This window comes from bacterium, assembly GCA_035549195.1.
In the GTDB taxonomy this organism is placed as follows: Bacteria; Oederibacteriota; Muellerivitia; order Muellerivitales; family Muellerivitaceae; genus DASZRK01.
In genome coordinates this window covers 68109-80412 of record DASZRK010000060.1, presented here as the reverse complement: position 1 = coordinate 80412, position 12304 = coordinate 68109, and the positions used below count along the sequence as shown (strand labels likewise).

Genomic DNA, 12304 nt, shown 5'->3' with positions numbered 1-12304 from the left:
AGCGCCGACCTCCCATGGGATAGGGTTAAGCTCGATAAAACTTCGACTTCTCATCTGCGGTGAACCCGATCCTCTTGGGAGGCTTTCCAGGTTCATGGGCCAGCAAGAGGGGTTTCAGTTTTCGATAGATGTCCCGCAGGGCGATATCGTGGGAAATGAGGCTTTTTTCGATGGACTCAAGACGTTTTTCCAGTTCAGCCGTAGCGGATAGCCTTTCCCGGAGCTTGATGAAGGCCCGAACAAGGAAGAGGCTCATTTCAATAGCTTTCGGGCTGTTCAGGACATTGGCGGCCATGAGGGCCCCATGTTCGGTGAATGCTCGCGGCAATTTCCTTACACCACCACGTCCGCTGTTTGATATCGCAATTTGCGATATCAAACGGGTGAATTCTTCCCGCGTCAGCTGAAAGCAAAAATCACCAGGGAAACGATCCTTATTGCGTTTAACGGCCTCGTTCAAACGAAGGGTCTTGACCCCATATAAGGCCGCAAGGTCCCGATCCAAGATCACCTTCTGGCCTCGAAGGGTCAGGATCCGGTTTTCCATCGCTTGGGCGGAATAGGCGCCCAGCTCTTCAGGCATAGTGACCTCCGGTTCATAGGTGATGGCCGAAGTATAAAAAGCGGTTGGAGCTTGGCAATTTAAAAGAAGGTGAGCGACGGTTTATGTGCAGTTTGGCGGGACGGAAAATGTTTTACGGGGTCAGCTTTTGGGCGGTTCCTGGTTCAGGAAAATATTACTTGATATCGAAAAACTCCATATTCAGAAGATGGTCATTTCCCCGATTCCCGCATTCTTTTTGATACCAATTCGTAATAATTCGAATAAGGGTTATTCGGTTCTTTACTTACTAAACTGATCTTTGGCAATCCCGATCCACTTTCAAAGAAATTCATCATTCCATCGAAAGGATGAAGAATAAAAGCTGTCACATCAGGGATTTCGAACAATTCCCGAAAATGACTCGACCAGCATTCATCCACATAGCCAATAGCCGCATCCCGGTCCCGGTCAATTCGAGCGAAGTCCGAACGGTAAGATAGGCCCATATAAAAATAGTAGACGTCGGCCGTTATCTCCTCAAATCCGCTCGGGAAATACATCAAGTATCGGTTGCATACGGATCGGAATTCATGGGCCTTTTTCATCATTAAAATCCCCGAATCATTCCGTTTTTCATGACACAATTTGTAGTAGTAGTCAAAAAGTTCCACGTATTTTCCAAGGATAGCCTCCGCGCCAACAGCGCGTTGCTTGTAATAGAACTCAGAGTGCAGCTCCCTGGATTTATAACTGCTCATGATCGTCGGAATCAAAACACTGGAAAAAAGTCCGATAAACACTGTTTGCGCCACAAATTTCAGCACAGAATAAGTCCGAGAATCCTTCTGAAAGAGACGCGACAATAAGGTTGGCACTTTAGCGACAGGCCGAGGTGCCGCTTCAGTCGATTCCGTTGATAGATCTCCTTCAGGCATTTACCCCTCCTCTTTCAATACAAAATTCAATGAATGGGTTTCGGTTTTGGTCTTGGCTTACCTTTTGGTCCACCCGGCTGAGGTACCGGGGGATCCCCTATCAGTCCCGTTATGGTGGGCAACGATACATTTTTTCGGGGGTTCACTTATCTTTCCCCATGTCCGTTCGCTTGCCCTTTTTCCTCAAGAGTCGGGAACTTTTGGCCTTCATCACATGGTGCGTTCGTGGCGTAGGCGTGAACATTTGAGTCGTTGGGGTTCTTGAAATGTCCGGGTCCGGAACCGTTTCCTCAGAGCTCGCAAAAACGACCCCAGAGATCAATAAGCCGACGAATATTCCGACAACCGTAACTCTTCGCATTGCAGTTACTCCCATTCTTGTAATTTTTTACTTCAACATAAAAAGCGGTAGTTCAAGACTTGTGAAAGCGAATACTCTCACCTCATCCGAGGCGCCATTGAACTCAGGCTTATAATCGATCCCAGCACCAATATCGACGGGAATGTCCTTTTCCCGGTGATAACCAGCCAATCCGATCTTAACGGCATCATTCACCGAGGGATTGTCCGAACTATCCGAAGTGGTCAAATAGGTTCCGATATCGACCGGATAAATCATGAGCCCAAAATCATCGAAGCCAACTTGAATTCCCAACGGCGCATAGAGACCGAATACGGCCTGTTCATCCCTTTCCAAAAACCTTTTTTCATAACCTCCACAAACGCCCGCCAAGGCCGTGACGTCAACTGTCGTTTCTTTAAATCGTTCGCGTCGGGAGGCAATATCCTCAAGATTTGCGGAAAGTATTTTCTTCGCTTCATCCAAGGATGGCGCTTGGTACATTTGCATCAGGACTCTCGCAAAAGAGATAAGGCGCCCATCGATATGGTCTTTATTGACCAGGTTTGGTTGGTCATAAATAAATGTGAAAAGGGACGTCCAATCCCGGCTCGAAACCATATTTAATATTGCAGAGATCTTTCCAAAAACATCCCGTACATTTCCCATCCTTCTTTCGTCGGACGGCAGGTCATCCCCGTCAACAAGGACATCTTTTGACATGCCCGTCAATAGATCAGCGAAAACATTGATTCCCGAGGAGATGCTCTCTCCCGTAACTTCAGGACTCGTTTTTCCAACCGACGTGAGATATTTCAACGTGCTCGTGACCCGTTGGAATTCACCCAATATGTTCGATTCCACTTGGGAGGACTTTTTAATGATGTAGGTCCTGATCAGCAATGTTTTCACGACTCGCCCAAAGCCCTCACTAAGAGTGTTCCGGACATAGACGGACGACCCCTGCCACGATTGATCTTTTTCCAATGCATCCAAAACTTTGACAAGGATTTCTCGACTCTTGAAATCTGATGCGACCGGCTTATTCAAGATCGCCGAAAATTGTTCCAATAATCCGTTTATCCACTTGTCGGTCGCTTGTGAGTCCGTCGCATCCGCAAGTAAATAGCTCCCGACCAGGTTCAAAAAGTCCGACAATTCCTTGCTCGCGTCCGCGTCAGTGCTTTTATAGGATTTGTAAAAATATGCGCATGCAGTTGCCGGCATCGAGGAATTCTTCGATACGGCAGCAACAGCACCCGCTGAGGCCAATTCCAGCATGTCAGCATCCGTCACAACGACTTGTGTTGACGAACGCCTCGAAATGTCGGACGAAAATCCTTCGGAAAATCGTTTCAAGATCCCGTTGGCCGTTTCGATCATCGGTTCGCCCAATCGATGAACATCTGGATTTGAGCTCGCCATCACGTCCACCATTTTGTAAGAAAAGCTCGCCAAGTCACGCATCCCCATCTTTTCAAAATCTTCCACCGGCATCGAGCTAACGGAGATCCGAAATACAAATTCGACCATGTCTTGATTGACCGCCTTGAGAAGAACAGGATCCGTCAACCGCAGATTGTTTTGTTCAAGTAGTTTGAAGGTGCGCTCAAAGAAAACGTTCGGCGTTGGCGTGTCCACGGCGTTATTGTTCTTTGGTTTTTCGGCCGTTTCCGATATTTTCCCAAGATAAATAACGACAGCGTTTTGTTTGCCTTTCGCCCCACAAATAGTGACCGCTCTTCCGTTCAGGGTCCTCACGAACTGTTGACGGATGATGTCGAGGGCGACATCATTCGCCCGGTCTTTCACAACGGAAGCGAAGGCGGCCAAAACCTGATCGACCCCCGGCGGCGAAAGCGAATCGGATATTGCCTTGTTAACTGGAAAAAGAAGACTCAATGAAATGATCAAAGTCATTCGGAACCTCATAGAAGCCTCCTTGAATATCGATCGATCTAAATACTGGTAGAACTCTAGGTCCCCGCTAACGAGGACGGCAAACCAATCTTTGTAAAATCTTTTTTCCGACCAATTCCTGTCCGGTTTTGCGCTCAAGCAATCCAAGGGGAAACTTCAAGAAGGTCGAACGCCACAATTCAGGAGAGAAGGGCTTTGGAAAAACCTTGGGACAAGATCCCCGGACGGGATGAGCGAAATGGGCCCAATATCGCCATCGGGCGGTTCGGCCGACGAGGACTTGGAACAGGGATGGACCTGGACCCACGGGATGAAGACCCGGAAGAGCTTCCGCCCCCATAAAAAAGCCCCGGGGGGACTTCCTCCCGGGGCGCCATCGAAGGGAACCTTTTTCTTACCACGTCGGATCAAATCCGCTGGCGCCTTCACGGCGCCCTATCAAGGAACCCTTCCACTTTTCAGTCTAGGACTTCCCCGCGAAAAAACCATGACCCGGATCAGTGATCCCCTACGGAACCGGCGGCCGAAAGCGCGTGAAAGCGAGAAACCTCCAAGGGTAAATTTTTCCCTCGAAACGTTGCCCGACGATCCGCCGGCCCTCCATTGAAAATGCCCCGAAGAGGGACCCAAAGTAAAAGGTGGAACCACCCACCACTGAAAGGGAGGGCACCATGAAACACGCCAAGGTTCTTTCGATCATAGCGGGGACGGCGGGAATGTTATTCCTCCCGGCGCTCCTCCAGGGACAACCCGACACCAAAGCGGAGGTGGACCGTCACTTCCAACAGCAGATGGTCCTGAAGGACGACGCCCGGCGGATCAAGATGGATATCGCCGACCTGGAAGGGAAGCTGGGGGCCACGATCCTCATGGGATCGGACCGGGACGGACTGATGAGCCAGCTGTCGGACGACCGCAACAAACTGCGGAGCGACCGCGCGGCGCTCCACGAGGGGCTCACCTACCTGACGGCCCATTGGGACCTGCTTTCCGAATCCCAGCGCTCCGAGGTCCGGGAAGAGGAAAGGTCCCTCGAATAAAGGCCCAGGGACCGGCGCCCGAAAGGGCGTGAAAGCGCGAAACCCCCAAGGGAAAATTTTTTCCCCGACCGGGGAGGAACGATCCGCGGTCCCTCCATTGAAAAACCCCAAGAAGGGGTCCCAAATTAAAAGTAAGGAACCACCCACCACTTGTTGTTAAGGAGGGAACAATGAACTATCTAAAGGTTCTACTGGCGATCACTTTGACGATCGGGACGTTGTTCGTCCCCGCCATCCTGAAGGGCGCGACCTTGACGCCCCGGTCGAGCCTCGACCGGCATTTCCAGCGGCAGATGATGCTGAAGGACAAGGCCCAAGCGGTCCGCAAGGACCTGGAGAAGGCGAAGCAACAGATCGGGACCACCGCCTTCGGCGCCTCCGGCCGCATCAGCGCCGAGAACAAGCTGGCCGAGGACGAGGGCAAACTGCGGGGCTACCGGGCGGCCCTTCATGACGGGGTTTCCTACCTGCGGGCCCACTGGGACCAGCTTTCGGACCTGCAGCGCTTCGAGGTGCAGGAAGAGGAAAGGTCCTTCGAATAAGGCGGGCCGCCCTTTCAGGCCGTCGCCACCAGGAACTCTTCCCCATGCCCCGGGAGGAACCCATCGGTCCTCCCCGCGAAGTAGCGGCGGACCAGCTCGTCCCGGGAGACATGCCGGGCTTCCGAAAAGCCGCAGGCGCGGGCCAGGTCCATCATCTCTTGGGGCGTAAAGAAGCTGAGGAAAGGCGTGCCCGCCTGCCTGGCCCGGTCGTAGACCATCTGGTGCTGGGCCCGTTCGGCCTCGGGGATGAGGTCCATCGTGAGCAGGAAGGTCATGGCCAAGGTGGAGCCGGGCGCCAACCGGGCGGCCTGCCGCAGGGTGGCGGCGACGGCTTCCTTCGTCAGGTACATGGAGACCCCGGTGGAGGCGATGACCGTGGGCCGGGCGGCGTCGAACCCCGCCTCTTTCAACGCGTCGGGCCAGGACCCGTTCTTCTCGAAGTCGACCGGGACCAGCTTGAGCCATTCGGGGACCCCATATCCCAGTTCCATCAACCGCCCGCGTTTCCAGGCCTGGGTGCCCGGTTGGTCGATCTCATAGACCTTCAAGCGGGAGGCCATCTCCGGATGGCGTTGGACGAAGCTGTCCAGCCCCGCCCCCAGGATCACGTATTGGGCGGGGCCCTTCCCCGCCCGCTCCAGCACCAGGTCCTCCACGAAGCGGGCCCGGCCCACGATGGCGGCCCGGTATCCGGCCGTCCATTGGGGGTTCATGTCGGGGCGGTCCCGCCACCCTTCCGGCGGCGCGGCCAGCCGGTAGCCGACCTCGTCCTCCAGGACGGGGGGCTTGGCGTCCACCAAGAGGTGCAGGTAACGCCAAAGGGCGACCCGCAAAGCGGTCGTGTCGGGTCGGTCAGCCACGGGATTTAAAAGCGGAAGGCCAGCGAGGGGGACGGAACGGAAAGCGCGGCGCCATCCAAGGTCGCCACCGGGGAAAGGCCCAGGCCCACTTCATAACCGGGCCCTTGGAGGTTCAAAAGGTCCCCATAACGGTTGGGATGGGGCTGGTGATTGGCCGCGTAGGCCGGCGCGTCGATCATGCCCAGGATCCAGCCGCCCAGGGCCACGCCGCACCCGACCCAGAGGAAAGGGGTCGTGTTCACGGTGTCGATCGTCTGGCCGTAGCCCAGGTCCTCCTGGGTGGTGGAAGTGCCCGCCGTCAGCATGAGGACGATCCCGCCCACGTAGAGGCCGTCGCAGAGAAGACCGATCTTGGTGTCGTCCCCGCCGTTGAGGTAACAGCCCAGGCCCGGCACCAGGAAAGAGAAGAGGAAGGCCGTCGTCGGGTCATGGTTCACCACCGGGCCGTTGGCCGAGGGGGCGGGACCGGGCGCGTCGGCCGGGCCCAGGCCGGGCAGTTCGGACTTCAGGACCTTCTCCACGTCGTTGATGGAATAGGCACGGACGGCCCCATCCGGGGTCCGGATCTTCAGCCACAAGGCCGGGTCCTCCTCCAGGATCTGTCCGTGGAGCACCGCGCCGTTCTTGAAATAGACCACGTCCTCCGAGGATTGGGCCCGGCAGGGGGTCAGGGATTGGAACCCGAGGATGAGGAGGATCGCCGCGAAAAGGGACCGTTTCATTCTTAACCTTTCTTCAGGACCGGGCGGCCTTCGGCCACCCAACCATCCGGGCTTGAGCCCTCAATTGAACAACCGATAGCCGGCCATCAAGGCCATCGAGGTATTGACGGGGCCGTACTCCTGCTGGTCGTTCGGCACGAAACCGATCTCGTAACGCAGGTCCAACAGGAACCGGTCGATCTCCAACCCGCCCCCGAACACCCACCCCGCGTCCGCTTGGGTGAAGCTGGAGGAATCCCCATAAACTATTCCATCGTAGCCAGAGAAGCCCGATGCCAGGACCGCCAAATAAGGACCGCTGAACAGGTCGAACCTCAGGTCCTTGTCGCTCGGGAAACTCAGCTTGAAAAGGATGGGCATTTCCACGTAATTGATCTGGTCGGAATAATAGGGGCCGGAATTGCCGCCCTTCATCGCGAACAGGACCTCCGGTTGGATGGAGATGCGGTTCGAGAGCCCGAAATCCACGAAACAACCGCCGATGAAACCCACCCGGTTGTCCAAGGACGAACCGTAATAAAGTTCGTTGGCCATGTCCACGCCGGCCAACAGACCGAACCCCACCTGTCCCCCGCGGGAAGGGCCCTGGTCCGCCGGGGACGCGGCGGGCGCGGAAGCGGAGGGAAGTCCCGGCGCCTCCGGGGGAGGCGTCAGGTTCTGGGGAGGCCGGTCGAGTTTGGTGATCTTGGAGACATCGCTCATGCGGTAGACCTGGACGGTCCCGTTGTCCATGCGGACCTTGAGGGAAACGCCCGGCCATTGCTCCAGGACCTGGCCCTGGATCACGGCGCCGTTCTTGAAAGTGACCACATCCACCGTGGATTGGGCGAAGAGGGGGGCCTGGACCGCGAAAAGGATGGCCGAAAAGAAAGAAGCGATAAGGACGCGTTTCATAGGCCCCCATTCTAAGGAAAGTCCCGGGCGACGGGGACGAAAATCGCGTTCCGCCCCAGGGCCCAGGTCAGCGTTCGAAGGACAGGCCGAATTGGTTGTTCCAGGTCTTCGACCTAGGACAATCACTCACTCTTAATTTGATGTGAATTGCTGGTGCGCTTGGCCTGACGGCCAAGCACTACCACTTCACCCAAAGGAAAAATTGGTGCCCCAGGCCTTCGGCCTGGGACATACCAAATTTCCGATGCAACCCTGGTGCACATTGAGCTTCGCTCAAGTGCATACCCAATTTCCGATGCACCCTGGTGCACATCAGCCTCCGGCTGAGTGCAACCACTTTTCCAGTAATAAAAAAGGCCATAGAACCAGTCGGTTCATGGCCTTTTTAATTGATAGAGAAAAGTGGTGCCCGAGGTCGGACTTGAACCGACATGACCCGGAGGTCGATAGATTTTGAGTCTATTGCGTCTGCCAATTTCGCCACTCGGGCCGGAACTTCAGGAGAAGCGAAGCGGAGGGTAATTTTAGCCAATCAACTCCCCATGTCAAGCCGAGCCATCCCGGCATTCGCCCATAAAAAAAGCCCCGCAGCGCGTGCGCCACGGGGCTTGGTGCTTCCGATCGGCCGTTAGATCTTAACGACGTTCTCGGCCTTCAGGCCCTTTTCTCCGGAAGTCACGTTGAATTCAACGCGATCCCCTTCGTTCAGGGACTTGTAACCTTCGCCTTGGATGGACGAGTGATGAACGAAAACGTCATCGCCACCGTCCTGGGAGATGAAACCGAAACCTTTTTCGTTCTTGAACCACTTCACGGTACCTTGAGCCATTTTTCTTTGAACCTCGACTGTTTTCTATAAATTTTGAATCCTCTTCCCAGGTCGTGAGGACCCCGGCAAGAGGGCCCCATCCTACAGGAACACGGGGAAATAGGTGATCAATCGGAGGCGATCGGGACGATTGTTCCCAAAAGACGGTGTTTCACGACCCCCGGGGCGTCCCGGGACGGTCCGAAGGCCCCGATCGGGCGATTTCCCCAAGATAAACCTCGGCGGGCCCCGCGAAAGAGTATGCTGGACAGCTCACCTATCCAACGCAAGAAAGGGCCACATGGAGATCAAAGAGAAGGACCTGGGAAAGATCGTTCAATTGCCCGTCCGGCCCGAATGGGGCTTGGGCATCATCGTTCAGACCGACCGCCGCTTCGCCTTCATTTTTTTCCGGGAGGTCAAGGAGAAGACCGCCAAGAAATATTTCCGGGACGAGAACCCCCTGGTCCTGGCCCCGGACCAGGCCCAACCCGACCTGGTGCGCCGGGCCCGCCTGAAGAACAAGAAGATCAAGGTCCCGCGCGTCAACCCGGCCCAGGCTTGAGGATCCCCGGCCATGGATGAAAGAGCCACGACCCAGGTCGGAAGGAACATCCGGGACATCCGGATCCGCAAAGGCATCACCCAAAGGGTCCTGGCCGACCGGACCCATTATGAATTCAACTATATCCAGGCCATCGAGAGCGGCCATTCGGACGTCACCCTGGTGCGGGCCTATAAATTCGCCATCGCGTTGGGCTGTCCGGTGGGCGACCTGTTCCGCGAACCGGTGAACTGACGCCCGGTCCGGATGTTCTGAACCACAGAGAGCACAGAGGACACCGAGAAAGACAAGCCTGATCGACCCCGGCCAACCCTTGGCCGCAGATCGACGCAAATGGACGCAGATGAAAAGCACCGCCATCGGGCAGGCCCATGGGGCCTGGGCCGAAGACCCGGGGGGTGGGTATCACGGCTGCGGAAAAATCTTCGTTTTTCCGGCACCCGCGAACCTCACCCCGCCCCCGATGGCGTCCGTCGTTATCGAACTCCGCTTCCCTCCGTGCTCTCCGTGCCCTCCGTGGTTCGAACCGTCAGCCTTCCTGGTTCAAAGCCCTTCCCAGAATTTCCTCAGGTCCGCGGGTAAGGGGTCCTCAAAGCTCAGCCGCTTCCCCGTCGCTGGATGGTCGAACTCGATGCGGAAGGCGTGCAAGGCCTGGCGGGGCAGGAGCACCTTGCCTTGGAGCCAGTCCGTCCAGCCCTCGTCCATGAACCGCAAGAAGGTCTCCTCATCCCCCGAATAGAGCTTGTCCCCCACCAGGGGGTAGCCCAGGCTCTCCAGGTGCACCCGGATCTGATGGGTGCGTCCCGTGACCGGCTTCACTTCCAATAACGAAAAACCCTTTTTGACCTCCCACCGGGTGAAGTCGGTGATGGAAGGCTTGGCCTTCTCCTGGTCCACGCCCAGCTTCATGCGGATGCGGCTCCCCTTCAAGGGCCCGATGGGCCTGTCGACCCGCATGGACCCTTCCGGGAATTCCCCGAACACGATGGCGCGGTAGGTCTTTTGGGTCCTTTCGTTCCAGTCGGTCTGGAGCTTCTTGAGGGTCTTCTTGTCCTTGGCCAGGACGATGAGGCCGCTGGTCTCCGAGTCCAGCCGGTGGACCAGGTCCCAGTTCTCCGCCTCGGGCCGGTCGGAGCGCAAAAGATGGGTCAGGGTGTTCTCGAAATAGGCGCCGATGGCGTGCACGGGCAGCGGCGCGGGCTTGGCGACCACCAGGAAGCCCTCCTCCTCATGGACGATGCGGTAGTCCCGGGCGACCTCCGGCTCCTCCCAGGCCTGGGTGGTATAGGCCACCTCGTCCCCCGCCCTTAAAGGCTGTCCCTCGGAGGGCGCCAGCCCGTTGACCGTGATCTTCCCTTCCCGGATGCGTTCGGTCCATTCGTCGGGCGAGTGGTAGGGGAACCGGCGGCAGAGGAAATCCAGCAGGGTCTCGGAACTACGCTTGTCGATGCGGGAGACCAGGGTGATGGGTTTTTTCGTTTTAGGTTCCAACTTCATGACGACATGTTAACCACAGAGGGCACCGAGGGCACCGGGAAAGACAAGGCCATTTGCCACAGATGCATGGGATCCATGGGATAACCAAACCCGATCGAACCACAGAGAGCACAGAGAAAGACAAGACGATGTGCCACGGATGCATGGGATCCATGGGATAGCCAAACCCGATCGAACCACGGAAAGCACCGCGAAAGACAACGAAGGGGAGCCGGGTTAAACTGTTCCCGCCGGACAAAACGCCCTGAAAAGGAACAACCCCCATGAACCTCCCACGACCGATCGCCCGCCTCTTCGCCTTCCTCGGCCCACTGCTCCTCGTCGGTTGCGCGAATTACTACAGCCAGTATTACCAGGACAAGACCGCCGGGAAGCCCGATTCCCTCTACCTGCGCCTATTGAAACCGACGTCCGACCCGGAACTCCGCTACTCCCAGGACATGAAACAGGACGGCCACGCCCTCCTGCAACAAGGTTACATCCTCCTGGGAAGGTCCAAGTTCCAGACGCCGCTCATGAACGCCGTGGAGGATGCCAACGCCGCCCGCCAGCAGGCCCAGACCGTGGGCGCCTGGGTGGTGCTCATGAACAACAAATATGCCGGGACCCGGACCGTGGACACCCTGCAGGTGGTTTCCACTCCCGACCAGACGATCGACACCTCCAAGACCTTCGTGAACCGCCGGGGCCAGGTGCGTACGGTCTACAAGAGCGTGACCATCCCGGGGAACACCCAAGTGGTGACGGTGCCCGAGGACGTCGACTTCTATGAATATGCCGCCACCTTTTGGGCGAAGTCCGCGCCCTCGCCCCTGGGGCTCCTGGTCAAGCGCCCCAAGCCCGGCGACCCGGCGGGTTTGAGGGTCCGGGTGGTCATCCAAGGTTCCCCCGCCGATTCCGTCCATATGAAAGAGGGGGACCTGCTGACCTCGCTGGCCGGAGAGACCTTGACCAGTCCCGAACAGCTGTTCGACGTGGTCTATCGCCACCAGGGACAAAGGGTCTCGTTGGACTTCACTCGGGACGAGGCGGAGGTCACGGCGACCTTCACCCTGGGCCAATTACCGCCTCCCCCGGCGGTCCCCACGCCCCGGCCCTGACCGGGCGCGGTCCTTCCGCGGGGGCCGTGCGTCCAAAGAGGGTATGGACCTGGCCGTCGATCCCAAGGAGGACCCTATGACCGAATCGCCCTATGAGGACATCCTGTTGGAGATGCAGACCCTCTCCCAACGATACGCGCTGGGCAAGCTGACCCGGCGGCACTTGGAGAAGGACCTGCAGGGCCTCCGGGAGAACCTCTCCTCGCAGGTCATGGCCGAGCGGATCCTGAAGGAGAAACGAAGGGCCTTCAACCAGGGGTTCTTCGCGGCCTTTTTCGTGGCGCTGGCCCTTTGGTCGGCGGTCAAGGTCTTCATCCACCTGTTCCCCTATTGGGGGTGAGGCCCCTGGCCCCCACCGGGCCCACGAAGACGCGAAGTTCACGAAGGACGGATATTCCGTCCCGGTGAAAGGCGATATCCCGAACCACAGAGAGCGCAGAGGGCACAGAGAAAGACAATGTGCCACAGATGCATGGGATGCATGGGATAGATCCCGGCCAACCCTTGGCCGCAAATCAACGCATATTGACGCAGATG

General features: G+C 57.2%; 14 protein-coding genes and 1 tRNA gene. 6 read left to right on the top strand and 9 right to left on the bottom strand.

Features of this window, described 5'->3' with window-relative positions; translation table 11 throughout:
• Positions 1-25: 25 nt before the first annotated feature.
• The 3 genes from VHE12_11090 to VHE12_11080 form a co-directional block, all read right to left on the bottom strand.
• Positions 26-547, bottom strand: coding sequence for an ORF6N domain-containing protein (locus tag VHE12_11090; GenBank protein HVZ81321.1), 522 nt, complete (start codon positions 545-547; stop codon positions 26-28).
• A gap of 227 nt (positions 548-774) precedes the next feature.
• Positions 775-1479, bottom strand: coding sequence for a hypothetical protein (locus tag VHE12_11085; protein HVZ81320.1), 705 nt, complete (start codon positions 1477-1479; stop codon positions 775-777).
• A gap of 388 nt (positions 1480-1867) precedes the next feature.
• Positions 1868-3739: a hypothetical protein gene (locus VHE12_11080; protein HVZ81319.1), complete on the bottom strand. Its 1872-nt coding sequence runs from the start codon at positions 3737-3739 to the stop codon at positions 1868-1870.
• A 671-nt stretch (positions 3740-4410) separates the two neighbouring features.
• On the opposite strand from VHE12_11080, the gene VHE12_11075 reads away from it, so the two are divergent.
• Positions 4411-4779 (top strand): hypothetical protein, encoded by a 369-nt coding sequence (locus VHE12_11075; GenBank protein HVZ81318.1) that lies wholly within the window; start codon positions 4411-4413, stop codon positions 4777-4779.
• Positions 4780-4949: 170 nt separating this feature from the next.
• Positions 4950-5321 (top strand): hypothetical protein, encoded by a 372-nt coding sequence (locus tag VHE12_11070; GenBank protein ID HVZ81317.1) that lies wholly within the window; start codon positions 4950-4952, stop codon positions 5319-5321.
• 14 nt (positions 5322-5335) lie between these two features.
• Here VHE12_11070 and VHE12_11065 read toward each other — a convergent pair whose 3' ends face one another.
• The 5 genes from VHE12_11065 to VHE12_11045 all read right to left on the bottom strand — a co-directional run bounded on the left by VHE12_11065 (position 5336) and on the right by VHE12_11045 (position 8626).
• Positions 5336-6181, bottom strand: a complete 846-nt coding sequence (locus tag VHE12_11065) for a class I SAM-dependent methyltransferase (GenBank protein ID HVZ81316.1) — start codon at positions 6179-6181, stop codon at positions 5336-5338.
• 5 nt (positions 6182-6186) lie between these two features.
• Positions 6187-6903, bottom strand: coding sequence for a hypothetical protein (locus VHE12_11060; protein ID HVZ81315.1), 717 nt, complete (start codon positions 6901-6903; stop codon positions 6187-6189).
• A 60-nt stretch (positions 6904-6963) separates the two neighbouring features.
• The gene (locus VHE12_11055; protein ID HVZ81314.1) at positions 6964-7797 is read right to left on the bottom strand and encodes a porin family protein; all 834 of its coding nucleotides are present in this window, start codon (positions 7795-7797) and stop codon (positions 6964-6966) included.
• A 403-nt stretch (positions 7798-8200) separates the two neighbouring features.
• Positions 8201-8287 (bottom strand) — tRNA-Leu (locus VHE12_11050).
• Between the two features lie 138 nt (positions 8288-8425).
• Positions 8426-8626 (bottom strand): cold shock domain-containing protein, encoded by a 201-nt coding sequence (locus tag VHE12_11045; GenBank protein ID HVZ81313.1) that lies wholly within the window; start codon positions 8624-8626, stop codon positions 8426-8428.
• Between the two features lie 280 nt (positions 8627-8906).
• On the opposite strand from VHE12_11045, the gene VHE12_11040 reads away from it, so the two are divergent.
• Positions 8907-9170, top strand: a complete 264-nt coding sequence (locus tag VHE12_11040; GenBank protein HVZ81312.1) for a hypothetical protein — start codon at positions 8907-8909, stop codon at positions 9168-9170.
• A 12-nt stretch (positions 9171-9182) separates the two neighbouring features.
• Positions 9183-9404, top strand: coding sequence for a helix-turn-helix transcriptional regulator (locus VHE12_11035; protein HVZ81311.1), 222 nt, complete (start codon positions 9183-9185; stop codon positions 9402-9404).
• A 309-nt stretch (positions 9405-9713) separates the two neighbouring features.
• On the opposite strand, the gene VHE12_11030 is transcribed toward VHE12_11035, so the two are convergent.
• Entirely contained in the window at positions 9714-10667 is a 954-nt protein-coding gene (locus VHE12_11030) for an RluA family pseudouridine synthase (protein HVZ81310.1), read from the bottom strand.
• A 263-nt stretch (positions 10668-10930) separates the two neighbouring features.
• Here VHE12_11030 and VHE12_11025 point away from each other — a divergent pair, with 263 nt between their 5' ends.
• Positions 10931-11767 (top strand): PDZ domain-containing protein, encoded by an 837-nt coding sequence (locus tag VHE12_11025; GenBank protein HVZ81309.1) that lies wholly within the window; start codon positions 10931-10933, stop codon positions 11765-11767.
• Between the two features lie 76 nt (positions 11768-11843).
• On the top strand, positions 11844-12107 hold the full coding sequence (locus tag VHE12_11020; protein HVZ81308.1) for a hypothetical protein: 264 nt from the start codon (positions 11844-11846) through the stop codon (positions 12105-12107).
• The last annotated feature ends 197 nt before the right edge of the window (positions 12108-12304 follow it).